Source organism: Streptomyces sp. NBC_00647 (assembly GCF_045207245.1).
Taxonomy (GTDB): Bacteria; Actinomycetota; Actinomycetes; order Streptomycetales; family Streptomycetaceae; genus Streptomyces.
The window spans coordinates 3,126,387-3,153,195 of the sequence record NZ_CP109040.1 but is presented as its reverse complement, the minus strand read 5'-3'; the positions used below and the strand labels follow the sequence as shown (position 1 = coordinate 3,153,195).

The window sequence follows — 26,809 nt, the reverse complement described above, 5'->3', positions numbered from 1 at the left end:
TTCCCCCCGCCAGCATCGCCAGCCCGTCCGGCTCCTCCGGGCTGTTCGTCGGCGAGCCCGTCGGGGCCGCCGTATCCGCCGTCCTGGAGGGCGTCGAGTGTCCGGACGCTCTGCGTGAGGCCCTGGTGGGCCTGTTGTTGTTGGTGGAGGCCGAGCGGGCGTGGGACATGAGGGCCGCCGGGGTGGACGCCGCGGTGGTTCTCGGGGCGGCCGGGGCGGGCGGTCTCGCCGCGGACGCCCTCGACGCCGCCGAGGCCTCGGGACTCCTCCGGCTCACCGGAGGCCGCGTCCGCGTCGTCGTTCCGGGTCCGGCCCGCACCGTCTACGCGACCGTCCCGCCCGCCCGGCGGCGCGCGGCCCACCGGCTGCTGGCCGCTGCCCACACCGGGGGCCCGCAAGCCCTGCCCGTCCTCTTCCACCGGGCCTCGGCGGCCACCGCTCCCGCGCCCCGCCTCGGGGACGCGCTCGCCGCGGCTGCGGCGCTGCCCGGCGGCGGACCCACGCACGCGGAGCGATCGGCGGCCTGGGCGCGGTCGGCCGAGCTGGCCGTCGACGAGGGCCTGCGCGCCGTCCGCCTGATCCACGCCGCCGATCAGGCGCGGCTGGCGGGACTGCCGCACCGCGCGCGGGAGTTGCTCGCGCAGGCCGGGTGCGAGGGGCCGCACGACGCCGTGCGCGGCTCGGCCCAGCTGGTGAGCGGACAGCTCGCGCTGCAGGACGGCCCGGTCGCCGACGCCCGTGAAGCCCTGCTGCTGGCCGCCGAGTCACTGGCTGCCACCGACCCGCACCGCGCCCTGGCCGCCCGTCTCGCCGCCGTGGAGGCGTCCTGGGCGATGGGTGACGCGGCGGCCTGCCGGGAAGCCCTGGACCTCGCCCCGGCGCGGCCGGAACCCGACCGGCGGCTCGCGGCGTACCGGGCGGGCATGTCCGCCGTGATGCACGGCCGTCTGGACACGGGACGGCAGCCGTTGCGGGAGGTGGTGGCCGGAGCGGGGGCGGCGGGAATCCTCGACAGCCCCGAGGTCCTCCTGCGGGCCGGGGGCGCCGCACTCGTCGTCGGTGATCTCCCCGCCGCCTGCCGCGCCAACTCCCGTGCGCTGGCCGTCGCCAGGGCCCGGGGCCCGCACATCCTGATCGCCCAGGCGCTGGAACGCCTGGCCTACGGAGAGCTGCGCGCCGGCCGGCACGCCCGCGCCCGCGCCCACGCCGAGGACGGCCTGCGCACGGCCATCGGCGCCGGTCAGGACAACCTCGCGGCGCATCACCACGCGATCCTCGCGCTGGTGGCGTCGGTCGAGGGATCCTCGGAGGCCGTGGCCGAGCATGCCGCCGCCGCCGAACGCGTCGCCGCGCCGCACGGTCTGGTGCAGGCGGCCACACTGGCGCAATGGGCGCGGGCCCGCGCCGATCTCGCCGACGGCCGGCTCGCCGAGGCCGCCGCGCGGCTCGGCCCCCTGGTCGGCGCCGGGCCGCGCCGAGGTCACTTCGCGGTACGGATGCTCGCGGTCCCCTGCTTCGTGGAGGCCGCGGCCCGCACCGGCCAGGCGGAAGCCGCCCGGTCCGCGGTGGCCGAGTTCGCGCACTGGACCGCGCAGGGCGCCGACCCCCAGGCCCCGGCCCAACTGGCCCGCTGCCGCGCGCTGCTGAGCGGCCCCGAGGAACGCGAGGCGCTGTTCACCACCGCGCTCGCCCGTCACGACGAGGTGACGGGGGACTTCGAGCGCGGCCGCACCCAGCTCCTGTACGGCGGCTGGCTGCGGCGCCGGCGCAGACCGGGTGAGGCCCGCGGCCGGCTGCGGGACGCGCTGGTGTCCTTCGAGCGGGGCGGGGCGCTCGGCTGGGCCGCGCAGGCGAGGGCCGAACTGCGGGCCACCGGGGACGCCGGACCGTGCGAGCCGGACGGTCCGCTCGCCGTCCTGACCCCTCAGCAACTGCGGATCGCCCGCTGCGTGGCCGAGGGGGCCACCAACCGAGAGGTGGCGCTGCGGCTGTCCGTGAGCCCCCGCACCGTGGACCACCACCTGCGCAATGTCTTCGCCGCCCTGGGGGTCCGCTCCCGTGTCGAGCTCTCCCGATGGGTGGACCGGGCAGAGAAGACCACCGCACACCCCTAGGTACCGACCGGGCGGTATGTCATCCTGCGGGATCAGGAGGTCCGGAGCACCCGTGTGCCGCGCGTCGGCCGACCGGGCGTCCCGGACCGAGCCGACTCCGGTGGAGGACAGCGATGCAGCACCTCGTACCCGCCCACGTGCGGCCCCTGCCCGGACCGCGGCCACGGGTAGCCGCCCGCCCGGCCGTCGACGCGGAGGCCCTCTCGGTGCTGCACCGCGCCGCCCGGGCGCTGATGGCCGGGCTGCCCGAACTCACGGAACGCCTGATGGACCTTCTCCGGGAGCGCGAACCCGCGTACCGCGCGGCCCTGGAGGCCGACGCGGAGAGCGTGCGCGACGAGGTGCAGCGCTCGCTGCGGCTCAACGTCGGATCGCTGATCCGGCCCGGTGAACTGCGTGAGGACGCCCGCCGCTGCTCCTGGGCCATCGGCAGGGCGCGCGCCGAACGCGGCCTCCCGCTGGACGCCCTGCTGCGCGCGTTCCGGCTGGGCGGCGGCATGATCTGGCAGGAGCTCGTCGACGAGACGACCCGCCGCCACCCCTCCGACGCACGTCTGCTGGTGCACGTGGCAGCCGATGTGTGGAACTTCGTCGACGACCACTGCGCCGTCGTCACGGACGCCTACCGCCAGACGGAACGCGAGCTGATGTGGCGCCGGGAGAACCGGCTGCGGCTGATGACGGCCGCACTGCTCGACGGCACCGCGCGGATCGCCGATCTGCCGGCCACCGCGGCCGCCCTGGGGCTTCCCGAACAGGGCCGGTACGCGGTCGTGCTGGCCCGCCTGCCCGTCGGCCGGGCACTGGCGGACGTGCGGGGCCAGGTGCACCTCTCGGGTCTGCGGGTCCTCTGGTACCGCGACCGCGACCGGGACAGCGGCGGGAGCTACGGCATCGTCCTGCTCGGCGACCATCCCTACGACGGGGACGAGCCCGGTCACGGCCACGAGAGCGGGCTCCTCGACGCCGGTCCCGAGCCGAGGCCCGCCCCGGCGGCCGAGGGCGGTCCAGGCGGCGGCGACGGCCGCGGCGGGGAGCGCCCCCGGACGCACGGGCTCGATGTGGACGCGGGGGAGATCGGCCGTCGGCTGACCGCCCCGCCGGTGGCCAGGATCGGCGTGAGCCCGGTGGTGGAAGGCCTCGCGGCGATCGGTGACGCCCGCCGGCTGGCCGACACGGCGCTGCGCGCCTGCCCGCGATCCGGCGGAACCGTCGTGCTGGAGGAGCACCTGCCCGCCGCGCTCGTCGTCTCCGCGCCGGTCCTCGGCGCGGCGCTCTCCGAGCGGGTTCTCGGGCCGCTGCTGCGGCTGGACCTGTCCGACCGGGACATCATGCTCGACACCCTGACGGCCTGGCTCGCCTGCGACGGTTCCGCCCAGCGGGCCGCCGGCCGCCTCTACTGTCACCGCAACACGGTCCTGAACCGGCTGCGCCGCTGCGAACAGCTCACCGGACGCTCCCTCACCCGGCCCGCGGACGTCGTGGAACTGTCGCTGGCCCTGGCCGCCCACTCGCTGCTCGACCCGTGAGCGGCCGCAGGGCCGCCGCCCGCGCCGCCCGCGCCGCCCGCGCCGCCCGCGCCGCCCGCGCCGCCCGCGCCGCCCGGGTCGCCCGCGCCGGACGCTCCGTGCGCTGATCCCGTTCGTCGGGGAAACCCCGGTCACCGGGTGGCCGGGGTTTCGTCCTCGACAGATGTGAAAGAAAAGTTGCGCAATTTTAGTTGCGCAACTTTTCTTTCACATCTAGGGTCGGGTCATGGCCAGCAAGGAGAACCGCCGGATCACGGACGTGGGCACGCTCAAAGCCCTCGGACACCCGCTGCGGATACAGCTGTACCGCGCTCTGCTCGTCGCGGGTGCGGCCACCGCGTCCCAGCTGGGCGAGCAGGTCGACGAGGCGCCCTCGCTCGTCAGCTACCACCTGCGCAAACTCGCCGAGCACGGGCTGATCGAGGAGGCCGAACCGCGCAGCGGGGACGGTCGTGAGCGGTGGTGGCAGCCGGCGTCGGACGGCGTCAGTGTCCGGGGCGTCGACTTCCGGGACGCGCCGGAGAAGGAGGCCGCCCATCTCGCCTTCACCCGGATCTACCACGACCAGCGCAGCGACCTCTACCGGCGATACCTCGACGAACGAGGCACCTGGCCGGCCGAGTGGAATGACGCCGCGGCCGACGTGGAGGGGACCCTGCGGCTGACGGCGGTCCAACTGGGCGCGCTGAAGGACGAGTTGCTCGCCGTCGTCAAGAAGTACGACGAGAAGGGCCGCGCGGACGAAGCGGCCGGCGCCACCGAAGGGCGCGAGAACGTCGCGCTGCACCTGTACGGATTCCCGTTCCGCGTCTGACCCCGAGAGGACCCGGCTCCGTGACCACGACCGTCATACCGCCCGCCCCCCAGGCCCCCGCCTCCCAGGCCCCGGGCAGACCTGCCCATCGCGACGGCAACGTCCTGCGCTGGCTCGGTGCCTACACCTCGTCGATGATCGGCGACAACGTCTGCTACATCGCGCTGTCCTGGGCGGCCGTGCAGTCCGGAACGCCGGCGCAGGCAGGGCTGGTGATGACCGTGAGCGCGGTTCCCCGGGCGCTGTTGATGCTCGGCGGTGGCGTGGTCGCCGACCGGTTCGGGCCCCGGAAAGTCGTCATCGGCAGCGACGCCGTGCGCTGCGTCGCCGTGCTCTCCCTGGCCGCACTGCTGTTCGCGACCAGCCCGGGCCTGTGGCTGCTGGCCCTGCTCGCCGTCGTCTTCGGCATCGTCGACGCCGTCTTCATGCCCGCCGTGGGTGCCCTGCCGGCCCGCATCACGAGCCGGGACCAACTCGCCCGCGTCCAGGGCATGCGGGGCCTGGCGATCCGCTTCTCCAACGTGGTCGGCGCACCACTCGGCGGTCTCGGTGTGGCCCTCGGGGGAGCCGCGGCGGCCTTCGGACTCGCGGGGATGCTGATCGCCGTGTCGGTGCCGCTGCTGATCTCCGTACGGATGCGGGAGCTGCCCGCGGGCGACGAGGAGGGGGCGGGCGGGACGCGTGCCCCGGCGGACACGGGCCGCGCGCGCGTGGCCGCCGGTGAGGACGGTACGGAGGCCGAGGGTGCCGCCCCGGGGCAGCCCGCGAAGGCCACCGCCTGGCGGGACCTCCGCGAAGGGCTGCGCTACATCCGGCGCCACCGCGTCCTCGCCCCGCTCATCGCCGCCATCGCCCTCGGCGACCTCGGGTTCGTCGGGCCGCTGAACGTGGGCCTGGCCCTGCTGGCCGACCAGCGGGGCTGGGGCGCGGCCGGGATGGGCTGGGTGCTCGCCGGATTCGGGACCGGCGCGGGGGCCGCCGCGCTGCTGCTGACCGTGCGGGGGCGGCTGCCGCACGCGGGGCGTCTGGCCGCGGCGGCGATCCTGGCGGGCTCGGTCGCGATCGGCGCGCTCGCCTTCGTACCGAACGTCGCGGCGGCCATCGGGGTCGCCCTGCTCGTCGGACTGCTCGCCGGGCTCAGCGGTGCCGTGTGCGGCGCGCTGCTCCAGACCCAGTCCGACCCCGCCTACCTGGGCCGGGTCAGCGCCGTCGCCGGCATCGTCAGCCTGGGCCTCGCCCCGCTCAGCATGCCGCTGACCGCCGCCGCGATCGGCTGGTGGGGCACCGGGCCGGTCTTCGTGACCAGCGCCGCGGTGTGCGCCCTCGGGGGCGTCCTCGCCCTGGCCGTCCGGGACCTGCGGAACGCCGAACTGCCCGGCTGACCGCCGGCTGCCGGCTGCCGAACGGATCCGGCGGTCCATCGGCTGCCGGAGGGCCTGGCGACTATCGGCCGGCGGAGGCCTGGCGACCGTCGGCCGCCGAACGGGTCCGGCGGTCCGGTGACCGCCGAAGGAGTCGGGGCGCACGGTGACCGCCGAAAGGGCCGGACGGCACGGCGGTCGGGTCACCGCCGAAGGGGTCGGGGCGCACGGTGACCGCCGAAAGGGCCGGAAGACACGGCGGCCGATGTCGGCGGAGCGTCACGGCGGCCGATGCCGGCCGGACTTCCTGTCCCCGCACCTGCCGCTCCGGGCATCGATGGGAGCGGGAGTACGCGGACCGACTGATGCAGGCCCGGGGCGCCGGGCGGACCGGTGTCCTCAGATCCCCAGCTGCTTCGCCTCGTGCAGCTTGGCGATCGCCTCCTTGTCGCCGTCCAGCTCGACATCCGCCACACCCTGCCGGCCGAGCGCGAACAGCAGCAGCTCCGAGGGCTCGCCGGTCACCGTCACGACCGGCGTGCCCTTGTTCAGTACGGTCGTCTGGCCGTTCGGGCGGCGCAGCACCACACCCGTCGGGGCGCCGCGGCCCATCAGCCGGGCCGTGCGGTCGAGCCGCGACCACAGGGCCTCCTGGAACACCGCGTCCAGCTCCCGCGGCGTCCAGTCCGGCCGCGCGCGCCGCACGTCCTCGGTGTGGACGTAGAACTCGACCACGTTCGACGCCTCGTCGATCTGCTTCAGGGAGAACGGCGAGAAGCGGGGCGGGCCGATACGGATCAGCTGGACCAGTTCCTCGTACGGCTTCTCGGCGAACTCCGTCATCACCCGCTCCAGGCGGGGCCCGAGCTGCTTGACGAGAAGGCCGCCGGCGGCGTCGGGGCGGCGCTCGCGCACCACCACGTGCGCGGCGAGATCCCGGCTGGTCCAGCCCTCGCACAGGGTGGGCGCGTCCGGGCCCACCGCCTCCAACAGATCGGCGAGGAGAAGTCGTTCACGCTTCGCATGGGTCGACATGTCAGCAAGCCTACGGCCGGGTAGCCGTCGCGCCCAGTGGAGAGCGGGCCGGATCCGACGGGCTCCGCCTGCGGACGGCCACGGGGGTCCGGCCTGTGGACAACGGCCGGGTGCGACGGTCCGGCGCGGCACAATGGCACCCATGACCAGCACGCCTTCGCCCAGCAGCCTGGACCCCGAGATCGCCGCCCGCCTCAAGCGCAGCGCCGACGGACTCGTCCCCGCCATCGCCCAGCAGTACGACACCGGTGAGGTGCTGATGCTCGGCTGGATGGACGACGAGGCGCTGCATCGCACCCTCACCACGGGCCGCTGCACCTATTGGTCGCGCAGCCGCCAGGAGTACTGGGTCAAAGGCGACACCTCCGGCCACTTCCAGCACGTCAAGTCCGTGGCCCTGGACTGCGACGCCGACACCGTCCTCGTGCGCGTCGACCAGGTGGGCGCCGCCTGCCACACCGGAGCCCGCACCTGTTTCGACGCCGACGTGCTGCTGAAGGACCCCGGCCACCGCCCCGAGGACGCCGATTCCGGCGTACCCGCCCGGAATCAGTAAGGTCAGCCGCCATGGACCTCGAGACGTTCCGCAAGCTGGCCACCGACCGCCGTGTCATCCCCGTCAGCCGCAAACTGCTCGCGGACGGCGACACGCCGGTCGCGCTCTACCGCAAGCTGGCCGCCGAGCGCCCCGGCACGTTCCTGCTCGAATCCGCGGAGAACGGCCGTACCTCCCTGTCCTGGTCCCGCTACTCCTTCGTGGGCGTCCGCTCCGCCGCGACCCTCACCGAGCGGGACGGACAGGCGCACTGGCTCGGCACACCGCCCGTCGGCGTCCCCGTGGACGGCGATCCGCTCGCGGCCCTGCGCGCCACCATCGAGGCCCTGCACACCCCGCACGGCGAGGGACTGCCTCCCTTCACCGGCGGCATGGTCGGCTATCTGGGCTACGACATCGTGCGCCGCCTGGAGAAGATCGGCCCCGGCGAGCGGGACGACCTGAAGCTGCCCGAGCTGACCATGCTGCTCACCAGCGACCTCGCCGTCCTGGACCACTGGGACGGCTCGGTCCAGCTGATCGCCAACGCGATCAACCACAACGACCTCGACACCGGCGTCGACGAGGCCTACGCGGACGCCGTCGCCCGTCTCGACGCCATGGAGGCCGACCTCTCGCGCGCGGTGTCCCAGCCGCCCGCCGCGCTCCCGCCCTCCGAGCTCCCCGAGTACACCGCGCTCTGGGGCGGCCCCGACTTCCAGGACGCCGTCGAGGACATCAAGGAGCGCATCAGGGCCGGAGAGGCCTTCCAGGTCGTCCCCTCCCAGCGCTTCGAAACGCCGTGCACCGCCAGCGCGTTGGACGTCTACCGGGTACTCCGGGCGACCAACCCGTCGCCGTACATGTACCTGTTCCGCTTCGACGGCTTCGATGTCGTCGGCTCCTCCCCGGAGGCCCTCGTCAAGGTCGAGGACGGGCAGGCGATGGTGCACCCCATCGCCGGCACCCGGCCGCGCGGGGCGACCGTCCAGGACGACCAGGCCCTCGCCGACGAATTGCTCGCCGACCCCAAGGAGCGCGCCGAGCACCTCATGCTCGTCGACCTGGGGCGCAACGACCTCGGACGGGTCTGCGAGCCCGGCTCCGTCGAGGTCGTCGACTTCATGTCCATCGAGCGGTACTCCCACGTCATGCACATCGTCTCCACGGTGACCGGCCGGGTCGCCGCGGGCCGTACGGCCTTCGACGTGCTCACCGCCTGCTTCCCCGCCGGCACCCTCTCCGGCGCGCCCAAGCCGCGCGCGATGCAGATCATCGACGAACTGGAGCCCTCCCGGCGCGGGTTGTACGGCGGCTGCGTCGGCTACCTGGACTTCGCCGGCGACTCCGACACCGCCATCGCCATCCGTACGGCCCTGCTGCGCGACGGCACGGCCTACGTCCAGGCCGGCGCCGGCATCGTCGCCGACTCGGTGCCGGCCGCGGAGGACGACGAGTGCCGCAACAAGGCGGCGGCGGTCCTGCGCGCGGTGCACACCGCGAACCGGCTCGGTCAGTAGACCGCAACGCCGGGTGCCGCAACGGCGACCGGGGGCGGTCCGACCCCGTCCCCGGCCGTACACGCGGCCGATAGGACGAGGCTCACGTGAGCCCCGGGTGACGGTTCGCCCGGGGTTCAGGCGATAGTGGGGTACGTGACTGCTGTACCTCACCCCCGATCCGAAGCCGCGGGACCCGACCGGTCCGGCCGGCGCAGCCTCGCCGTGACCCTGCTGAGCGGCGCGCTCGGCGCGGCCGTGGCCCTGCTGTCCACCCGGCAGAGCTGGGCGGAGGGGACCGTGACCGTGGCCGGCGGAGCCTTCCCGCTGACCGCCAAGGGCAGCGACGTCACGGGTGTGCCCGCGGCGCTCGCCATAGTGGGCCTCGCCGCGCTCGTCGCCGTCTTCGCCGTACGCCGCTCCGGCCGTCTCCTGGTCTCCGCGCTGCTCGCGCTCTCCGGCGCCGGCACCGTCGTCGCCGCCGTCCTCGGCGCGGGCGACAGCTCCGCCCTCGACGAGCGGGCCGCCGCCGCCTCGGGCAACACCGCTGCCACCGCGAGCGGGCTCAGCCACACCGTCTGGCCGTACGTGGCCGCGGCGGGCGGAGCGCTCATCCTGCTCGCCGGGCTGCTCGCCGTGCGCTACGGACGGCTGTGGCCCGCCATGTCCGGCCGCTACGAGCGGGACGGCAGGCCGCGGCCCCGCAAGGTCAAGCCGGTCGACCCGGACCGCCCCGAGGACCTATGGAAGGCCCTCGACCGCGGCGAGGACCCGACCGGTCCCGGCCCCGCAGGGACCTAGGTCCCTGCACCCGCGGGGTCGTTCGCCCCGGGTCCTTCGTCGTGACTCGGCCGGACGGACGCGCGAGCAACGACCCCCCCGCTCACCGCGGGCCCGCACGTACGGGACAATGGACGGTGAGCGTTCGACTCACACACGCATACAGCAACGAGGAGCAAGTCATGGCGGGCAGCAGCCACGGTCACACCCCGGCCGCCTGGACCGGTGTCATCATCGCCTTCATCGGTTTCTGCATCGCGGGTGCCTACATGGTGATGGCCGAACCGCTGGGCTTCTGGGGCGGCATGGTCGTCGTGGTGCTCGGCGGTGTTGTCGGCATGGTCATGCGGAGCATGGGACTGGGCCAGCCGAAGACCTCTTCCGCGCAGCCCGCGCACACGGCGCGCGAGACCGTGGGCGCCGACGCCTGACCCACCTGGGCTCCGCCGAAGGCGGTCCCGGCACATGCCGGGGCCGCCTTTCGCGTACGCGGGCGAGCGCCCGCCACGCGCGAGAGGCAGAATGCGTCGGGTGAACGCCGAAACCCAGAGGGTGACACAGGCCGGGTCCGGGTCCCGTGCCGGTGCCGTGGTGCGGCGGCTCGGCGTTCCCGGCGGAGTGCTCGCGGCCGTCGCCGGGGCCTTCGCGTACGTCGGGGCCGTCGACCCCAATCAGCCCGGTCACTATCCGGTCTGCCCGCTGCTGCGCCTCACGGGCGTGTACTGCCCAGGCTGCGGCGGTCTGCGCAGCGCCCACGCCTTCGTGCACGGAGACCTCGCCACGGCGCTCACGGACAACGCGCTCGCCGTCGGCGGCTACCTGGCCTTCGCGGTGGTGTGGGCCGTCTGGGTGATCCGCGCGGTACGCGGACGACCCGTGCGCCTTGATCTCGGACCGGTCCATCTGTGGAGCGTGGGCGCGTTGGTGCTGGTCTTCACGGTTGTCCGGAACCTGCCGTCCGGCGGCTGGCTACATCCTTGATCAAATGACAAATGTCCAGGTAATGGGACCGGCGTCAACCGGATGCGAGGCCTACGCCTTCCTCCGGATACCATCGCAGTGACCCGACTTTTCCGTCAGGGACGGTGCACCCGGGTCGACTGCTCCACCGCTTCAACCGTCCACCGCAGGGAAGGGGGCCGCTCGCGTGAGTGTGCTCGACGAGATCATCGACGGAGTCCGTGCCGACCTCGCGGAGCGGCAGGCGCGCGTCAGCCTCGACGAGCTCAAGGAGCGCGCGGCGAAGGCTCCTGCGGCCAAGGACGGCGTGGCCGCCCTGCGCGGTGACGGCGTCAAGGTCATCTGCGAGGTCAAGAGGTCCAGCCCCTCCAAGGGCGCGCTCGCCGCGATCGCCGACCCCGCCGCCCTGGCCGCCGACTACGAGGCGGGCGGCGCGGCCGTCATCTCCGTCCTCACCGAACAGCGCCGCTTCGGCGGTTCGCTCGCGGACCTGGAGGCCGTCCGCGCCCGCGTGGACATCCCGGTGCTGCGCAAGGACTTCATCGTCACGTCGTACCAGCTGTGGGAGGCCCGCGCCTACGGTGCCGACCTGGCGCTGCTCATCGTCGCGGCTCTCGACCAGCCCGCCCTGGAGTCCCTCATCGAGCGCGCCGAGTCCATCGGGCTCACGCCGCTGGTCGAGGTGCACGACGAGGACGAGGTCGAGCGCGCGGTGGACGCCGGCGCGAAGATCATCGGTGTCAACGCGCGCAACCTCAAGACGCTCAAGGTCGACCGTACGACCTTCGAGCGGCTCGCCCCCGAGATCCCGGACCACCTCGTCAAGATCGCCGAGTCCGGTGTCCGCGGCCCGCACGACCTCATCGCGTACGCCAACGCGGGCGCCGACGCGGTCCTGGTCGGCGAGTCCCTCGTCACCGGCCGCGACCCGAAGACCGCCGTCTCCGACCTGGTCGCCGCGGGCGCCCACCCGGCCCTGCGGCACGGACGGGACTGACCCGCCGGTGACCGTCCCGACCCTCGCCCCCGCCGTACCCCGTCCGGGCCCGTGCCCCGACGGCGTACCGGCGTGCGCGGGGTCGGCCCTGCCGCGTCCGGCCGGCGAGATCCCGCCGTCCCGGGCCGGGTCACCCGTGCCGGGGCCGGACGGCGGGGGCCCGCTCCCGACCGTCGCGCCCGGCACGCACCCCTCCCTTCCCGGGGACACGTACGCCGGGCGCCCCCGTGTGCCGTCCGCCGCCGTGCTCCCGGTCCCTTCGGCGGCCCGTGACCCCTACGCCCGGCTCGCCCGCGGCTGTCGGCCGCGTGGCTGCCGGGCACCCGCACGCCGGGTGCACGGGCGCCGGGTCCGTTACGTCATCGGCGACGAGCCGGGGCAGGTCAACGGCATGCGATGGCCCGAGCGCGTACGCGCGCTCGCGCCCTTCCCGGCTTAGTCCCCCTCGCGGGTGGACCGAGCCGAGTCCGGCACCCCTGGTCATCGAGGCGGCATGTCCGTCTCCTGCGCGGGCGGTCGGCGGCAGGGCGGGCGGTGTCACCGACGGACCCGTCGGTGACCGCGGAGCGCGGGTGCGTCCGGCTTCCGTGACCCCTGTCCGACCCGTAACCGGGGCTGTCGCCCCTGCGAGGTAACCGCATGCCCAGCGAGTTCTTCATTCCCGACCCCGAAGGTCAGATCCCCAGCGCCGAGGGATACTTCGGCGCGTACGGCGGCAAATTCATCCCGGAAGCGCTGGTCGCCGCCGTGGACGAGGTCGCCGTCGAGTACGACAAGGCGAAGGCGGACCCCGAGTTCGCCCGCGAGCTCGACGACCTGCTCGTCCACTACACCGGGCGGCCGAGCTCACTCACCGAGGTGCCGCGCTTCGCCGAACACGCCGGTGGCGCGCGGATCTTCCTCAAGCGCGAGGATCTCAACCACACCGGCTCACACAAGATCAACAACGTGCTCGGCCAGGCCCTGCTCACCCGGCGCATGGGCAAGACCCGCGTCATCGCGGAGACCGGCGCCGGCCAGCACGGCGTCGCCACCGCCACCGCCTGCGCGCTCTTCGGCCTCGAATGCACCATCTACATGGGCGAGATCGACACCCAGCGCCAGGCCCTCAACGTGGCCCGGATGCGCATGCTCGGCGCCGAGGTCATCGCCGTGAAGTCCGGCTCCCGCACCCTCAAGGACGCCATCAACGAGGCGTTCCGCGACTGGGTCGCCAACGTCGACCGCACCCACTACCTCTTCGGGACCGTCGCCGGCCCGCACCCCTTCCCGGCCATGGTCCGCGACTTCCACCGCGTCATCGGCGTCGAGGCCCGGCGGCAGATCCTGGAGCGCGCCGGCCGGCTGCCCGACGCGGCCGTCGCCTGTGTCGGCGGCGGCTCCAACGCCATCGGCCTCTTCCACGCCTTCATCCCCGACAGCGGCGTACGCCTGATCGGCTGCGAGCCCGCCGGGCACGGCGTGGAGACCGGCGAGCACGCGGCGACCCTGACCGCCGGTGAGCCCGGCATCCTGCACGGGTCGCGGTCGTACGTCCTCCAGGACGAGGAGGGCCAGATCACCGAGCCCTACTCGATCTCGGCCGGACTCGACTACCCGGGCATCGGCCCCGAGCACTCCTACCTCAAGGACAGCGGCCGCGGCGAGTACCGCGCGGTCACCGACGACGCGGCGATGCAGGCCCTGCGGCTGCTCTCCCGCACCGAGGGCATCATCCCGGCGATCGAGAGCGCCCACGCGCTCGCCGGGGCCCTGGAGGTCGGCAAGGAGCTGGGCAAGGACGGGCTGATCGTCGTCAACCTGTCCGGACGCGGCGACAAGGACATGGACACGGCCGCCCGTTACTTCGGCCTGTACGAGCAGGGCACCGACGCGGTCGTCCCGGCGGACGCCGACAGCGAGAACGCCGAGATCGAGGGGGACGCCAAGTGAGCGGCAACATCCAGCTGTTGAGCGAGACCCTCGCCGCGGCGAAGGCTGAGGGGCGGTCCGCCCTCATCGCGTACCTGCCGGCCGGGTTCCCGACCGTCGACGGCGGTATCGCCGCCGTCAAGGCCGTCTTCGACGGCGGCGCCGATGTCGTCGAGGTCGGGCTGCCGCACAGCGACCCGGTCCTCGACGGCCCCGTCATCCAGACCGCCGACGACATCGCCCTGCGGGGCGGCGTCAGGATCGCGGACGTCATGCGGACCGTCCGGGAGGCCTTCGAGGCCACCGGCAAGCCCGTGCTCGTGATGACGTACTGGAACCCGATCGACCGCTACGGCGTCGAGCGCTTCACCGCCGAGCTCGCCGAGGCGGGCGGCGCGGGCTGCATCCTGCCCGACCTGCCCGTCCAGGAGTCGGCGCTGTGGAGGGAGCACGCCGAGAAGCACGGCCTCGCGACCGTCTTCGTCGTCGCGCCCAGCAGCAAGGACGCCCGGCTCGCCGAGATCACCGCGGCGGGCAGCGGCTTCGTGTACGCGGCCTCGCTGATGGGGGTCACCGGCACCCGGGAGTCGGTCGGGGCCCAGGCCCAGGACCTGGTGGCGCGCACCAAGGCCACCACCGAACTGCCCGTCTGCGTCGGCCTCGGAGTCTCCAGCGCCGCGCAGGCCGCGGAGGTGGCCGGCTTCGCCGACGGCGTGATCGTCGGTTCGGCGTTCGTGAAGCGGATGCTGGACGCGCCGGACGAGGCGGCCGGGCTCGAAGCCGTACGGGCGCTGGCGGGCGACCTCGCGAAGGGTGTGCGCGGAACGGCGTGACACCGCCGATGCGGATCCGTACGTACGCCACCGCACACATCTGCATGTAACGGACAATCCGCTCACTCGAACGAGTGGACCTTGGACCGGGGAGGCGCGCTGCGCCTCCCCGGTTCGTTCTGCCGGATGTGAGCGAGAAGAACCGTGACGGTAAGCGCAACGCCCGTGATCGGCTGGCGGTCGAGCGAGAGAAGCAGAAGGCCGCGGACAAGCGCCGCCGCGCGCTGATCGTGGGGGCGTCGGTGGTCTGCGTCCTCGGCCTGGCCGCCGTGATCGGCGTGGTGGCCGCCAACGCAGGCAAGGACAAGAAGAGCGACACGTCGGGCCCGGTCGTGTCGCCCTCGGGCGCCACCGGCAAGGACAGTCTCGCGATCCCCGTCGGCAAGGACGGCGCCAAGTCGACCCTCACGGTGTGGGAGGACTTCCGCTGCCCGGCCTGCCAGGCCTTCGAGGCGACCTACCGCCCGACGATCCATGAGCTGGTCGACTCCGGGCAGCTGAAGGTCGAGTACCACCTCGTCACGCTGATCGACGGGAACATGGGGGGCAGCGGCTCCCGCAGGGCCGCCAACGCCGCGGCGTGCGCCCAGGACGCCGGGAAGTTCAGCGCGTACCACGACGTGCTGTACGAGAACCAGCCCAAGGAGACCGACGACGCCTTCGCCGACAACGGCAAGCTCATCGAGCTCGCCGGCAAGGTCGACGGCCTGGACACCCCGGCCTTCCGCGCCTGCGTCAACGACGGCACCCACGACACCTGGGTCGAGAAGTCGAACGCGGCGTTCCAGAGCAGCGGCTTCACGGGCACGCCGACCGTGCTCCTGGGCGGCAAGAACATCTACGCGGACCAGTCGATGACCCCCGCCAAGCTCAAGCAGATGGTGGAGGCGGCCAACAAGGGCTGAGCCTCCCGCACGCCCCGGTGCCCCCGCCTGTCCGCAAGCCGGGGGCGCCGCACGTTATGGACCCGTTGCGGGGCTGCCCGCCGTCGGCGGCGTCCGGCACGGTAGCGTCGACCTTGCCATGGAACTTGCCTACATTCCCAGCCCGTCGCACGGTGTGCTGCACCTCGGCCCCATTCCGCTGCGCGGCTACGCGTTCTGCATCATCATCGGCGTCTTCGTAGCCGTCTGGCTCGGCAACAAGCGCTGGATCGCCCGGGGAGGGCGGACCGGCACGGTGGCCGACATCGCGGTCTGGGCCGTGCCCTTCGGCCTCGTCGGCGGCCGGCTCTACCACGTGATCACGGACTACCAGCTGTACTTCAGCGAGGGCCGTGACTGGGTGGACGCCTTCAAGATCTGGGAGGGCGGGCTCGGCATCTGGGGCGCGATCGCGCTCGGTGCGCTGGGCGCGTGGATCGGGTGCCGCCGCCGGGGCATCCCGCTGCCCGCGTGGGCCGACGCCCTCGCGCCCGGTGTCGCGTTCGCCCAGGCGATCGGGCGCTGGGGCAACTGGTTCAACCAGGAGCTCTACGGCAAGGCCACGGACGTTCCGTGGGCGCTGCACATCACGTCCTCCACGGACGGGCGCGTCCCCGGCTACTACCACCCGACGTTCCTGTACGAGTCCCTGTGGTGTGTCGGCGTCGGATTCCTGGTCATCTGGGCCGACCGCCGCTTCAAGCTCGGCCACGGGCGGGCCTTCGCGCTGTACGTCGCCGCGTACTGCGTCGGCCGGGGCTGGATCGAGTACATGCGCGTCGACGACGCCCACCACATCCTGGGCCTGCGCCTCAACGACTGGACCGCGATGGTGGTCTTCCTCCTGGCGGTGCTGTACTTCGTGCTCTCCGCCCGGCTGCGTCCGGGGCGCGAGGAGATCGTGGAGCCCGGAGCCGTCGCGGACGCTCCCGCCGAGGACGGCGAGACGGCTTCCGACGACGCCGAGGGCAAGACCGAAGGCAAGGCCAAGGCCAAGGACGGGGACAAGAGCGCCGGCGAGGACGAGGCCGACGGCGACTCCGTCGGCCTCGACAAGCCGGCCGTCACCGAGTCCGTGACGTCCAGCGACTCCGCCGAGCCCGCCGGGTCCGCGTCCGGGACGGATGCCGAGACGGAGCCCGACACGGAACCGGACGCGGAGTCGACCTCGCGGGACGAGGCCGGTTCGGCCAAGAAGAGCTGAGTTCTCCCCGTACGCCGAAGGGGGCGCCGCGTTCCAGGACGCGGCGCCCCCTTCGTTCTTGCCCGAGGCCGGGCGCCCCGCTCCGCCTCAGGCCAGGCGCTGCGCGAGGGCGAGGGTGCGGCGGGCGCCCGTGACCACCGCCGCGTCGATGAAACGGCCGTCCGGCAGAGCCTGGGCGCCCGGGTCGGTGGCGGCGGCTTTGATGACGGCCTCGGCCGAGTCGACCTCCGCCGGGGTGGGGAGATAGGCCCGCTCGATGATGGGCAGCTGGCGGGGGTGGATGGCCGCGCGTCCGAGGAAGCCGAGGGCGCGGCCGTGCGCGCAGGACGAGGCCAGACCCTCAACGTCGCGGATGTCGGGGTAGACCGACTGGACCGGCGGGGGCAGGCCCGCCGCCCGGGCGGCCACGATCAACCGTGCCCGGGACCAGTCGAGTCCGGCTTCGTCCCGGACACCGAGATCGGCCCGCAGGTCCGTCTCGCCGAGCGCGATACCGCGCAGGGCGTCATGGGCCGACGCGATGGCGAAGGCCTGCTCCACGCCCAGAGCCGATTCGAGCAGGGCGTAGAGCGGGATCGCGCCGCCCTCCGCGGGGGTCGCGCTCTCCGCCACCCGTACGACGTCGGAACGCGAGGTCACCTTCGGCAGACGCAGGCCGGACAGGCCGGGGAGCGGCGAGAGCGTCTTCAGGTCGGCGTCGGAGAAAGGGCCGTCGAGGGCGTTGACCCGGACGTGCACCGGGACGGATGTCGGTTCGGCGAGGAGCTCGGCGGTGGCGGCGAGGGCGTACTCCTTGCGGTCCGGGGCGACCGCGTCCTCCAGGTCGACGAGGACCACGTCCGCACCGGAGGCGAGGGCCTTGGCCACCACCTCGGGACGGTCGCCGGGCACGTACAGCCAGGTGAGGGGCAGGAGTTCAGCGGTCACAGCGCGCCCTCCGCTCTCAGCGCCTCGATCTCGGGCCCCGTCAGGCCGAGTTCGGTGAGCACGGCGTCCGTGTCCGCGCCGTGCGGGCGACCCGCCCAGTGGATCGCACCGGGCGTGGCGGAGAGCCGGAAGAGGACGTTCTGCATGCGCAGGGGGCCCAGTTCGGGGTCGTCGACGGTGGTGACCGTGTCCAGGGCCTGGTACTGCGGGTCGGTCATGACGTCCCGGACGTCCTGGATCGGGGCGACCGCCGCCTCCGCCTTCTCGAACGCCGCGAGGACCTCGTCCCGGGTGCGCTCGGCGATCCACGCGCCGACCGCCCCGTCCAGCACGTCGGCGTGGAGTGCCCGGTCCGCGCCGGTCGCGAACCACGGCTCGTCGATCACGTCCGGGCGGCCCACCAGCCGCATCACCCGCTCGGCGATCGACTGGGCCGAGGTGGAGACGGCCACCCAGGAACCGTCCGCGGTGCGATAGGTGTTGCGGGGCGCGTTGTTCGCCGAGCGGTTGCCGGTGCGGGGCTGGACGTGGCCCAGCTGGTCGTACCAGATCGGCTGCGGGCCGAGCACGGTCAGGATCGGCTCGATGATCGCCATGTCGATCACCTGGCCCTCGCCGGTGCGGTCGCGCGCGGTCAGCGCGGTCAGCACGGCGTACGCCGTCGCCAGTCCGGCGATCGAGTCGGCCAGGCCGAACGGGGGGAGGGTCGGCGGTGCGTCCGGTTCGCCGGTGATCGCCGCGAAGCCGCTCATCGCCTCCGCGAGGGTGCCGAAGCCGGGGCGGTGCGCGTAGGGGCCGAACTGGCCGAAGCCGGTGACCCGGGCGAGGACCAGACGGGGGTTCGCGGCGGACAGTTCCTCCCACCCCAGGTCCCACTTCTCCAGGGTGCCCGGCCGGAAGTTCTCGATGATCACGTCGGCGTCGGCGGCGAGCCGGAGCAGTGTCTCGCGGCCGCCGCGCTTCGACAGGTCGAGCGTGATCGTGCGTTTGTTGCGCCCGAGGAGCTTCCACCACAGTCCGACGCCGTCCTTCGAGGGGCCGTGTCCCCGGGACGGGTCCGGCTGAGCGGGGTGCTCGATCTTGACGACCTCCGCGCCGAAGTCGCCGAGCATGGTGGCGGCGAGCGGCCCCGCGAACAGGGTCGCGAGGTCGAGGACGCGCAGGCCGCTGAGGGGGCCGCCCTCCGGGTGCCCGCTCATGAGCCGGCCTGGGCGTCGAGCTCGGAGCGGTACGGCATCGAGGATGTCGCCCCGGGCCGCTGCACCGACATCGCGGCCGCCGCGGACGCCCACACCAGCGCCTCCGGCATCTCCCGGCCCTCGGCGAGCGCCACCGCGAGGGTGCCGACGAAGGTGTCGCCCGCGCCGGTGGAGTCGACGGCGGTCACCTTGGGCGCGGGCACGGCGACGGGTTCGGCGCCCCGGGCCGCGTACAGGCTGCCCTCGGCGCCCAGGGTGACGACGACCTCCGGGACCTGTTCGAGCAGCGCGGCGGCCGCTCCGCGCGGGTCGGTGAAGCCGGTGAGCGCGGCGGCCTCGTGCTGGTTGGGCACCAACAGATCGGTGGCGGCCAGCAGTTGAGGTGGCAGAAACTGTGCGGGCGCCGGGGTGAGGATCGTCCGGACGCCGTGCCGGCGCGCGGCCTCCGCTCCGGCGAGCACGGCTTCCAGCGGGATCTCGAGCTGGAGGAGCAGCGCGTCGGCGCTGGCGATGAGGCCCTCGTCGCCGGGGGCGAGGGAGGTGACGGTGCCGTTGGCGCCGGGGATGACGACGATCGCGTTGCCGCCCTCGTCGTCCACCACGATGTGCGCGGTGCCGGACGGGCCCTCGGTGGTGCGCAGATGGTCGGTGTTCACGCCGAAGTGCTCCAGTGTGGAGCGGAGTTGGCTGCCGAAGGAGTCGGCTCCCACCGCGCCGACCAGGGAGACGTCGGCGCCCGCGTGCGCCGCGGCCACCGCCTGGTTGGCGCCCTTGCCGCCGGGGATCGTACGGAACTCCCGGCCCGTCACGGTCTCTCCGCGCTGCGGGGCTTTGGCGACATACGCGACGAGGTCCATGTTCGTGCTGCCGAGCACGGCGATATGGGTCATGGGCGAACGGTCTCCCGGTGTGTGAGGTGGGCGAGGGCGTCGAAGCCGATGCCGTCGAAGTCGGCGACGGAGGTGGCGAGCCGGTTCTTGAGAGGGCTCGTCCAGTGGTCGGGCAGGGCGGCGGGGTCGCCCGCGAGCAGGCCCGCGACGCTCCCGGCCGTCGCGCCGTTCGAGTCGGTGTCGAGGCCGCCGGACACCGCGCGGCAGACCGATCCGCCGAAGTCGCCGTCCGCGTGGGTGAGGGCGGCGGCGATCAGCGCGGTGTTGGGGACGGCGTGGACCCAGTGGCAGTCGCGGTGGGTGGCGTGCAGTTCGTCGACGACGGCGTCGAAGTCCGGTGTCGTACGGGCGAGCAGGACGGCGTGGCGGACGGCCCGGGCCAGCCGGGAGCCGGGCGGGACGACGGTCAGCCCGGTGCGCAGACAGGCGTGGACGTCACTGGCCCCGGTGGCCGCCTCGGCGATGACGGCGGCCGCGAACATCGCCGCGTAGACACCGTTGGCCGTGTGGGTCAGGGCGGCGTCGCGGTATGCCTGTTCGGCGGCCCGGGCCGGGTCGCCGGGGTTGGTCCAGCCGTGCACGTCCGCGCGGATCAGGGCGCCGATCCATTCGCGGAACGGGTTGTGACGGCGGGCGGTCTCCGGGGGTTCGACGCCGCTGAGGAGATTGCGGTAGGCGACGCGCTCCGCGGTGAACGTGCGGCCGGCGGGGAGTTCCTCCAGCCAGAGGCGGGCCACGTCCGCGGTGGTGAAGTCCCTGCCGTGACGCTGGAGCAACAGGAGGTTGAGGAGCGGGTAGTTGAGGTCGTCGTCCTCCGGCATGCCGTCGATGTTCTCGGCCAGGGAGGTGGGGGCGGAGCGCCGGTTCCAGGGGTGGGCGTCCAGGAGGTCCTGGGGTACGCCCCGCGCGGTGAACCAGGTGCGGAGGGGCCAGTTGCCCGAGGCCCCGGCGAGTGCCCGGATGCCGTGGAGGGGGAGCTTCTCCACGGGTTTCCCCAGCAGGCAGCCGACGGCCCGGCCGAGCCAGGCCGCTTCCAGCCGGGCCGGGTCGGGAGCGGGCACGGGCGCGTACCGCGGGGGCGGCCAGGCGGGGCAGGCGGCTCTGATCAGTGTCAGGTCCGTCGGCTCGTCGTCCGCCGATGTGCTGGGCAGGCCGGCGAGTTCGTCGAGGAGTCCGGCCGCCAGCCGGCGCAGGGCGGGCGAGGCCGGGGTCGTCGACGCGCCCGCGCGGAGCGGCGCCGGCCGGCCGCCCGCCGCGTGCCAGCGGGCGGCGACCGGGCCCGGCTCGCGGCCGTCCTGGACGGCCTGGTGGAGCTCGTGGCCGATGAGGTCCTCGGGCTGGACCCAGGTCAGTCGGAGCACGGCGTTCCCGCCAGCGCGGCGTACGCCGCCTCGTGGGTCCGGCGGCGGTGGACGTCACGGTCGAAGATCTCCCGGGTCACCTCGGCGAGCGTACGCGCCGGGGCGTCCAGGTCGAGGCGGCTGGACTCCGCCACCGTCTTGGCCCAGTCGTGCGGGACCTCGGAGCCCAGCGCGCCGGCGAGGGCGCCGGCCATGGTGGCGATGGAGTCGCAGTCGCGGCCGTAGTTGACCGAGCCGAGGACCGCGTGCCGGAAGTCGCCGCCGGACACCAGCAACATGCCGAGGGCGACGGGGAGTTCTTCGATGGAGTGCAGACGGGAGGGGCGGCGGGCACCGAGGGAGGGGGAACGGTAGTCCGGGCCGACCGTGTCGTAGGGGGCCACCGCCCGGCGCAGCGGGGCGAGCGCAGACTCGAAGTCCGTGTGCTGGGAGGCGACTTCGCAGACCGCCTCGACGGCGGCGCGGGTCCCGTCCTCGGCCAGCGACAGGCACGCGGCGACGACCGAGTCGGGGGTGGCGCCGGGGGAGCAGGCCGCCGCCACCGCCGCCGCGAAGACGCCCGCCGCCTCGCGGCCGTACGAGGACTGGTGGGCTCCCGCGATGTCCAGGGCCTCGGCGTACGCGCCCGCCGGGTTCGCCGCGTTGACGAGTCCGACCGGGGCCATGTACATCGCGGCACCGCAGTTCACGATGTTGCCGACGCCGGCCTCCCGGGGGTCCACATGGCCGTAGTGGAGGCGGGCGACCAGCCACTTCTCGGCGAGGAAGATCCGCTGGAGGGGGAGGGCCTCGGCCTCCAGCTCCGGGATCCAGCGGGGGGTCGTCATCAGGTCCGGAACCAGGTGCTCCGCGACGGCGTAGGCGTCGAGGTGGTCGCGGACGGTGGCGTACACCCGTACCAGCGCGTGGGTCATCAGGGTGTCGTCGGTGACGTGTCCGTCGCCCTTGTGGTACGGGGCGATGGGGCGGGCGGTGGGCCAGGCGTCGCCGTTCCAGGGGCCGACGACGCCGCGTACGCGGCCGCCGTGGCGTTCGGTGATCTGTTCGGGGGAGTACCCCTCGACGGGGCCGCCGAGCGCGTCGCCGACGGCGGCTCCGACGAGGGCTCCGGTGATCCGTTCGTCGAGGGTTCCCGTTCCTTCTCCTTTGGGCGTCATGCCCGAATCATCCCTCTGGGGTGGTCAGTTCCGGGGAATCCGGTCGGCGAGTCCTGTGGCTTCGAGGAGTTCGGCGAGTCCGATGAGGTCCGTCCCCGTCAGGCGGGGCAGCGCGCAGCCGGACAGGGTGCGGCAGGCGTCGCGCCAGGAGGCGGGGATCGCGGCGGCGCCGCCGAGCGCCCCGGTGAGCGCTCCGGCCAGGGCGGGGGCCGAGTCGGCGACCCGGGACAGACACGCGGCGGCGGGTACCGCCTCGGCGATTCGGCCGTGCGCGGCCAGGGTCAGGGCCAGCGCGACGGGGACGGTCTCGGCCGCCGCGATGCCGTAGCTGTAGACGTGGTCGACGATCTGGTGCTCCAGCAGGGGGACCAGGGCGAAGGTGCTCTCGCTGCCCTGGGCCAGCGTGAGGGCGTGGCGGGCGTTGCGGCCGATCTCCGTCGTGGCGGGGAGCTCGGCGAGGGCGGCGTCCACGCAGATGTCGGCGGAGTGCCCGGTGAGGGCGAGCGACACGGCGGCGGCCATGGCGCGGGCGCCGTGCACACCGTCGCCGTCCTGGGTGTAGCGGGCGTCGAACTCGGCGAGTTCCGCGGCGAGTCGGGGGTCACCCGGGTGTGCCACGGCGAGCACGCAGGCCCGGACGCAGGCCGCGTCGTCGAAGTAGTGGGGGTTGTCGTGGCCGGTGGCGGGCGGGCGCAGACCGTTGGCGAGGTTGCCGAGCCCGGCGCGCACGGAGATCCGGGCGCGCAGCGGGAGCAGGGCGGATTCGACCTCGGGGGCGCGGTCCGCCGCGGCGGCGACCTCGCTGGCGACGGCGTTCCAGGACAGGTCGATGGACGCGCGCATCCTGCGATCGAGGCTCAGGTCGCCGAGTGCCGCGGTCTCCCCGGCCCGGAGCACGGCCTCCGCCGCGAACGCCGCCCACTCGGCGTCGTCCGACGGGCCGAGCCGCAGCGGCTCCGGCGGCTGGTTCAGCGCGATCGGCACGGGCAGGGTCGTCGTCGCGTTCTGCTCCGCGAAGGTGTCCAGCTCGCGGGTCAGCCGCCGGGTCCACTCGGGCATCCGCGCGGCCCGGTGCCGTGCGGCGGGCCAGCCCGCGGCGTCGCCCGCGGCCAGCCCGAGGAGCAGCCCCTCGATACGACGCGCACCCGCTTCCCCCGGCGTCTTTGCCCGCGCGGGCGTCTCCGACGGGGAGCTTCCCCGCTGGGCCGCCCGGCCGCCGGGCATGAATCCGGCTTCCTGGGCTTCCTCGGCGAGCCGCACCGGCTCGGCGGCCCGGCCGGCCGCCACCGGGTCCGCGCGTCCGGCGAGAGCCACCGGCTGCGCGCCCTCGGTGCGTGCCACAGGCCCGGCTCCCTCGGCGGGCGGCGCACAGACCGTCGCGGCGGCGCGTGCCATGGACTCCGTCCCTCCGGCGGGCGCGGCCTGCGGGGCGCCCCCGGTGGGCGACGTCCGGTCCGCCCCCGCGGCGGGTCCCGCCGACCCGGCACGTTCGGCGACCGCCATCGGGTCTCCGGGTCCGGTGAGCGCCGTCCGCCGTGTGCCCGCGGCGAGCTCCGCCGGGTCCGCTCCCGCGGCGTGGCGCACCGACCCGGCCTGAGCGGTGAACGCTCCCGGCCCGGCCCCTGCCGGGAGTGCGACCGGGTCCGGTTCCTCGGCGGGCGCCGCCGGCTGCGCCTTCCCGGCGCCCCCGGCAGGCGCCGGTGTCGGTGCGAGGGTTGCGAGGGTGCCCAGGGGCGGTTCGTCCGACTCCGCCGGGGCGGGCGGTGGAGGTTCGGGGGGCGGCGCCGACGCGGCGCCCTCGCCGCCGGCCGGGCCGGACTCGTCCCCGGCCAGGCCGGGGCTCATGAGCGCACCTCGTCGTCACCGGCGGCCGACTCCCAGGCGTCCGCGTCCGACAGGACGTAGGCGTCCGAGGCGGTGACGACGTAGGCGTCCGAGGCGGTGACGACGTAGGCGTCCGGGGCGGTGACGACATAGGCGTCCGGGGCGGTGACGACGTACGCGTCCGGGGCGGTGACGGCGCACGCGTCCGGGGCGGTGACGACGTACGCGTCCGGCGCCGTGACGGCGCACGCGTCCGGGGTGGTGACGGCGTAGGCGTCCGGCGCCGGGGCGGCGTATGCATCTGGGGTGGTGACGGCGCACGTGTCCGGGGTGGTGACGGTGTATGCGTCCGGGGTGGTGACGGCGTAGGCGTCCGGAGCCGGGGCGGCGTATGCATCTGGGGTGGTGACGGCGCACGTGTCCGGGGTGGTGACGGTGTATGCGTCCGGGGTGGTGACGGTGTATGCGTCCGGGGTGGTGACGGCGTAGGCGTCCGGAGCCGGGGCGACGTACGCGTCCGGGGCGGTGACGGCGCATGTGTCCGGAGCCGGGGCGGCGTATGCGTCCGGGGTGGTGACGGCGTAGGCGTCCGGGCCCGGGACGGCGTACATGTCCGGGGCGGGGACGGCGTATGTGTCCGGGGTGGGCGGTACGCGGCCTCCCGCGCCCCATTTCTCCTCGTCCTCCGGCGTCAGCAGTTCCGCCACGTCCAGGACGTGGTGCCCCTCCATGGAGGGGAGGCAGCTGCCGCGGGCCGGTCCGATGGCCGCCGCCCAGGCGGCCGGGATCGAGGACGCGCCCCGGGTCGCGCCCGCCAGCGCTCCGGCCACCGCGGCCGTCGTGTCGGCGTCGCGGCCCATGTTCACCGCGGTGAGGACCGACTCGGTGAAATCCCCGTCCGCCGCCGCGTACGCGCCGAAGGCGAGGGCCACGGCCTCGGGGGCCAGATCGGTCCACGGGTAGCCGCCGATCACCACCGCGGAACGCACCGCCCGTTCGCCACGGTGCGCCACCGCGACCGCGCGGCGCAGCGAGCGGGCCGTCCAGGAGTCGTCCGGGATGACGGCCAGGGCGGACGCGACGACCGCGATGGTGTGAGCGCCCGCCATCGCGGCGGCGACCCCCGCCGCGACCGCCTGGCCGCCGTAGATGCCCTCGCCCTCGTGGCTCACCGAGCCGTCGATCGCCACGAGCCGGGCCGCCTCGGCGGGCCGGCCGGCCGCGAAGACGCCGAAGGGGGCCGCGCGCATGGCGAGGCCGTCGCTCCAGGCGTGCCGGTGCTGGGCGGAGATGGGCGCCGCGAGACCCCGCCGGAGATTCTCCAGCGTGCCGCGCTCGCTGAAACCGGCGCCGCGGAACGGCCCCTCGTCGCGGTCCGCGATCCACTGGTGCCAGGCCGACTCGACGTGCGCCACGGTCAGCGCCGAGCCGTGCCGGGCGAGCAGCAGCCCCGAGAAGATCGCGTACTCGGTGTCGTCCGTCCCGGCCGGATGCTCGGCGACGTACCCGGTGATCCGGCCCCACTTGGCGCGGATCTCCGACGGCTTCATGTTCTCGGCGGGTGCGCCCAGCGCGTCTCCGACAGCGAGTCCGAGCAGTGCGCCGCGCGCCCGGTCACGGAGACCGGCGGCGTTCCCGGGTGCCGGGGCCGAGGGAATGCAGGCGATGGAAGCCATACGTGCCTCTCCTCTCAGGGCCCCTGCCGGTGCGCGGAATGCGGCGCGCGGAACCCCTTTGCGGATCTGTCCCACCTTGGCGGTTGACAGGAGCCTCGCGGGCCGCACTGTCACCCGGTCGACATATGTGCATGACATGCCACGGATGAGCATCGGGAGGTAAAAGCGCAGGTTAGCGCAGCCTTTCCTTGCTGGCGGCAAGGAATGGAGAGGCGTACTTTCTTAGTTGTCAAAAAGTGGAAACAGTCCAATCAAGCACCCTGGGGGACCGGCATGGCGATCATCGAGACCGAGGCGACACTGCACGAGGCGCACCGCGACAACCACACCCACCGGGATGTGAACGGCGGATGGCTGCGCCCGGCCGTGTTCGGCGCGATGGACGGCCTGGTCTCCAACCTCGCCCTGATGACCGGTGTGGCCGGCGGTTCCGTCTCCCAGCAGACGATCGTCATCACCGGGCTCGCGGGCCTGGCCGCCGGTGCCTTCTCGATGGCCGCCGGTGAGTACACCTCCGTCGCCTCGCAGCGCGAGCTCGTCGAGGCGGAGCTCGATGTCGAGCGACGGGAACTGCGCAAGCACCCCAAGGACGAGGAGCGCGAGCTGGCCGCGCTCTATGAGTCCCGCGGCGTCGAGCCCGAGCTGGCCCGGGAGGTCGCCCGGCAGCTCTCCCGGGATCCCGAGCAGGCGCTGGAGATCCACGCGCGCGAGGAGCTCGGCATAGACCCCGGCGACCTGCCCTCCCCGGCCGTCGCCGCCGTGTCCAGCTTCGGCTCGTTCGCGCTGGGTGCCCTGCTCCCCGTACTGCCGTATCTGCTGGGCGCGACCGTGCTGTGGCCGGCGCTGCTGCTCGCGATGCTCGGACTCTTCGCGTGCGGTGCCGTCGTGGCCAAGGTGACCGCGCGGTCCTGGTGGTTCAGCGGGCTGAGGCAGCTCGCTCTCGGTGGTGCCGCGGCGGGTGTGACGTACGCCCTGGGCAGCTTGTTCGGTGCGGCCGTAGGATGAGGGCTCGATCACCTATGCGAGGGACCGCATAAGTAGTCGTTACCCGGCGGTTTCGATTCCTTAACCACTGGGCATGAGCCGTAAGCGCCGCAGGCAATGACGCCTGCTCCGCATTTCTCGCGGCGGATCACGATCTCTGCCGCGAACCCGGGCCGACGGTCATTGATCTGTCCGCTTAGGTCCCGCTTGGGTCCCCCCGCCTTCCACCGCTGAGCGCGGTACCCCCGCCGCGACCCCGTGGTGTCCGCATGTTGGAACGCGGTATCCGGTTCCCG

The 26,809-nt window shown here is 74.0% G+C and carries 23 protein-coding genes and 1 pseudogene; 16 read left to right on the top strand and 8 right to left on the bottom strand.

The genetic code is table 11. The features are described 5' to 3' along the window. Positions 1-125 precede the first annotated feature (125 nt). The 4 genes from OG788_RS13915 (at position 126) to OG788_RS13900 (ending at position 5,839) form a co-directional block, all read left to right on the top strand. Positions 126-2,114, top strand: a complete 1,989-nt coding sequence (locus OG788_RS13915; protein WP_406371065.1) for a LuxR C-terminal-related transcriptional regulator — start codon at positions 126-128, stop codon at positions 2,112-2,114. Positions 2,115-2,227: 113 nt separating this feature from the next. Continuing rightward, positions 2,228-3,643, top strand: a complete 1,416-nt coding sequence (locus OG788_RS13910; RefSeq protein WP_406371064.1) for a PucR family transcriptional regulator — start codon at positions 2,228-2,230, stop codon at positions 3,641-3,643. Positions 3,644-3,869: 226 nt separating this feature from the next. Beyond that, positions 3,870-4,457, top strand: coding sequence for a helix-turn-helix domain-containing protein (locus OG788_RS13905; RefSeq protein WP_406371063.1), 588 nt, complete (start codon positions 3,870-3,872; stop codon positions 4,455-4,457). Between the two features lie 20 nt (positions 4,458-4,477). After that, positions 4,478-5,839 (top strand): MFS transporter, encoded by a 1,362-nt coding sequence (locus OG788_RS13900; RefSeq protein ID WP_406371061.1) that lies wholly within the window; start codon positions 4,478-4,480, stop codon positions 5,837-5,839. 378 nt (positions 5,840-6,217) lie between these two features. On the opposite strand, the gene OG788_RS13895 is transcribed toward OG788_RS13900, so the two are convergent. Next, positions 6,218-6,853: a TIGR03085 family metal-binding protein gene (locus OG788_RS13895; protein WP_406371059.1), complete on the bottom strand. Its 636-nt coding sequence runs from the start codon at positions 6,851-6,853 to the stop codon at positions 6,218-6,220. 142 nt (positions 6,854-6,995) lie between these two features. Between OG788_RS13895 and hisI the strand changes: the two genes are divergently transcribed. The 11 genes from hisI to lgt all read left to right on the top strand — a co-directional run bounded on the left by hisI (position 6,996) and on the right by lgt (position 16,495). Continuing rightward, positions 6,996-7,409 (top strand): phosphoribosyl-AMP cyclohydrolase, encoded by a 414-nt coding sequence (hisI, locus tag OG788_RS13890; RefSeq protein WP_266757698.1) that lies wholly within the window; start codon positions 6,996-6,998, stop codon positions 7,407-7,409. An 11-nt stretch (positions 7,410-7,420) separates the two neighbouring features. After that, the gene (locus tag OG788_RS13885) at positions 7,421-8,908 is read left to right on the top strand and encodes an anthranilate synthase component I (RefSeq protein ID WP_356755875.1); all 1,488 of its coding nucleotides are present in this window, start codon (positions 7,421-7,423) and stop codon (positions 8,906-8,908) included. Positions 8,909-9,034: 126 nt separating this feature from the next. Further along, positions 9,035-9,688, top strand: coding sequence for a TIGR02234 family membrane protein (locus OG788_RS13880; RefSeq protein WP_406371058.1), 654 nt, complete (start codon positions 9,035-9,037; stop codon positions 9,686-9,688). 161 nt (positions 9,689-9,849) lie between these two features. Further along, positions 9,850-10,098, top strand: coding sequence for an HGxxPAAW family protein (locus tag OG788_RS13875; protein ID WP_266757692.1), 249 nt, complete (start codon positions 9,850-9,852; stop codon positions 10,096-10,098). A 91-nt stretch (positions 10,099-10,189) separates the two neighbouring features. Continuing rightward, positions 10,190-10,648, top strand: a complete 459-nt coding sequence (locus OG788_RS13870) for a DUF2752 domain-containing protein (RefSeq protein WP_406371056.1) — start codon at positions 10,190-10,192, stop codon at positions 10,646-10,648. A 166-nt stretch (positions 10,649-10,814) separates the two neighbouring features. Next, entirely contained in the window at positions 10,815-11,624 is an 810-nt protein-coding gene (gene trpC, locus OG788_RS13865) for an indole-3-glycerol phosphate synthase TrpC (RefSeq protein ID WP_351540230.1), read from the top strand. 229 nt (positions 11,625-11,853) lie between these two features. Further along, positions 11,854-12,063: a tryptophan biosynthesis modulator TrpM gene (gene trpM / locus OG788_RS13860; protein WP_323178848.1), complete on the top strand. Its 210-nt coding sequence runs from the start codon at positions 11,854-11,856 to the stop codon at positions 12,061-12,063. Positions 12,064-12,263: 200 nt separating this feature from the next. After that, positions 12,264-13,556 (top strand): tryptophan synthase subunit beta, encoded by a 1,293-nt coding sequence (gene trpB, locus OG788_RS13855; protein WP_356465820.1) that lies wholly within the window; start codon positions 12,264-12,266, stop codon positions 13,554-13,556. Beyond that, the gene (trpA, locus tag OG788_RS13850; RefSeq protein ID WP_406371053.1) at positions 13,553-14,368 is read left to right on the top strand and encodes a tryptophan synthase subunit alpha; all 816 of its coding nucleotides are present in this window, start codon (positions 13,553-13,555) and stop codon (positions 14,366-14,368) included. Before trpB ends, trpA begins: the two co-directional genes overlap by 4 nt. A gap of 128 nt (positions 14,369-14,496) precedes the next feature. Beyond that, positions 14,497-15,273 carry a DsbA family protein gene (locus OG788_RS13845; RefSeq protein ID WP_406371051.1) on the top strand — a complete coding sequence of 259 codons (777 nt, stop codon included), beginning with the start codon at positions 14,497-14,499 and terminating at the stop codon, positions 15,271-15,273. Positions 15,274-15,391: 118 nt separating this feature from the next. Further along, positions 15,392-16,495, top strand: coding sequence for a prolipoprotein diacylglyceryl transferase (gene lgt, locus OG788_RS13840; protein WP_406371050.1), 1,104 nt, complete (start codon positions 15,392-15,394; stop codon positions 16,493-16,495). Between the two features lie 87 nt (positions 16,496-16,582). On the opposite strand, the gene OG788_RS13835 is transcribed toward lgt, so the two are convergent. From OG788_RS13835 to OG788_RS13805, 7 genes and pseudogenes are all read right to left on the bottom strand, one after another. Further along, entirely contained in the window at positions 16,583-17,422 is an 840-nt protein-coding gene (locus OG788_RS13835; protein WP_351540245.1) for a CoA ester lyase, read from the bottom strand. Then, positions 17,419-18,621 (bottom strand): CoA transferase, encoded by a 1,203-nt coding sequence (locus OG788_RS13830; protein WP_351540248.1) that lies wholly within the window; start codon positions 18,619-18,621, stop codon positions 17,419-17,421. The genes OG788_RS13835 and OG788_RS13830 overlap by 4 nt, the downstream gene beginning before the upstream one ends. Further along, positions 18,618-19,511 carry a ribokinase gene (gene rbsK, locus OG788_RS13825; protein WP_351540251.1) on the bottom strand — a complete coding sequence of 298 codons (894 nt, stop codon included), beginning with the start codon at positions 19,509-19,511 and terminating at the stop codon, positions 18,618-18,620. The genes OG788_RS13830 and rbsK overlap by 4 nt, the downstream gene beginning before the upstream one ends. Continuing rightward, a complete protein-coding gene (locus OG788_RS13820; RefSeq protein ID WP_406371047.1) occupies positions 19,508-20,872 on the bottom strand; it encodes an ADP-ribosylglycohydrolase family protein in 1,365 nt (454 codons plus the stop codon). The genes rbsK and OG788_RS13820 overlap by 4 nt, the downstream gene beginning before the upstream one ends. Beyond that, entirely contained in the window at positions 20,860-22,029 is a 1,170-nt protein-coding gene (locus OG788_RS13815) for an ADP-ribosylglycohydrolase family protein (RefSeq protein WP_351540257.1), read from the bottom strand. The genes OG788_RS13820 and OG788_RS13815 overlap by 13 nt, the downstream gene beginning before the upstream one ends. Positions 22,030-22,053: 24 nt before the next feature. Beyond that, positions 22,054-23,253 carry an ADP-ribosylglycohydrolase family protein gene (locus OG788_RS13810; RefSeq protein ID WP_406376745.1) on the bottom strand — a complete coding sequence of 400 codons (1,200 nt, stop codon included), beginning with the start codon at positions 23,251-23,253 and terminating at the stop codon, positions 22,054-22,056. 1,274 nt (positions 23,254-24,527) lie between these two features. Next, positions 24,528-25,529: pseudogene (locus tag OG788_RS13805) on the bottom strand (ADP-ribosylglycohydrolase family protein); the annotation flags it as partial. Positions 25,530-25,802: 273 nt separating this feature from the next. On the opposite strand from OG788_RS13805, the gene OG788_RS13800 reads away from it, so the two are divergent. After that, positions 25,803-26,534, top strand: coding sequence for a VIT1/CCC1 transporter family protein (locus OG788_RS13800; protein WP_351540262.1), 732 nt, complete (start codon positions 25,803-25,805; stop codon positions 26,532-26,534). Positions 26,535-26,809: the final 275 nt, after the last annotated feature.

Bases quoted from the DNA above. Each gene is read 5' to 3' on its own strand.
- OG788_RS13815 (WP_351540257.1), bottom strand. From the start codon at position 22,029: ATGACGCCCAAAGGAGAAGGAACGGGAACCCTCGACGAACGGATCACC.
- OG788_RS13875 (WP_266757692.1), top strand. From the start codon at position 9,850: ATGGCGGGCAGCAGCCACGGTCACACCCCGGCCGCCTGGACCGGTGTC.
- OG788_RS13905 (WP_406371063.1), top strand. From the start codon at position 3,870: ATGGCCAGCAAGGAGAACCGCCGGATCACGGACGTGGGCACGCTCAAA.
- lgt (WP_406371050.1), top strand. From the start codon at position 15,392: ATGGAACTTGCCTACATTCCCAGCCCGTCGCACGGTGTGCTGCACCTC.
- rbsK (WP_351540251.1), bottom strand. From the start codon at position 19,511: ATGACCCATATCGCCGTGCTCGGCAGCACGAACATGGACCTCGTCGCG.
- OG788_RS13910 (WP_406371064.1), top strand. From the start codon at position 2,228: ATGCAGCACCTCGTACCCGCCCACGTGCGGCCCCTGCCCGGACCGCGG.
- OG788_RS13800 (WP_351540262.1), top strand. From the start codon at position 25,803: ATGGCGATCATCGAGACCGAGGCGACACTGCACGAGGCGCACCGCGAC.
- OG788_RS13830 (WP_351540248.1), bottom strand. From the start codon at position 18,621: ATGAGCGGGCACCCGGAGGGCGGCCCCCTCAGCGGCCTGCGCGTCCTC.
- OG788_RS13810 (WP_406376745.1), bottom strand. From the start codon at position 23,253: ATGCCCGGCGGCCGGGCGGCCCAGCGGGGAAGCTCCCCGTCGGAGACG.
- OG788_RS13870 (WP_406371056.1), top strand. From the start codon at position 10,190: ATGCGTCGGGTGAACGCCGAAACCCAGAGGGTGACACAGGCCGGGTCC.
- OG788_RS13895 (WP_406371059.1), bottom strand. From the start codon at position 6,853: ATGTCGACCCATGCGAAGCGTGAACGACTTCTCCTCGCCGATCTGTTG.
- OG788_RS13885 (WP_356755875.1), top strand. From the start codon at position 7,421: ATGGACCTCGAGACGTTCCGCAAGCTGGCCACCGACCGCCGTGTCATC.
- trpB (WP_356465820.1), top strand. From the start codon at position 12,264: ATGCCCAGCGAGTTCTTCATTCCCGACCCCGAAGGTCAGATCCCCAGC.
- hisI (WP_266757698.1), top strand. From the start codon at position 6,996: ATGACCAGCACGCCTTCGCCCAGCAGCCTGGACCCCGAGATCGCCGCC.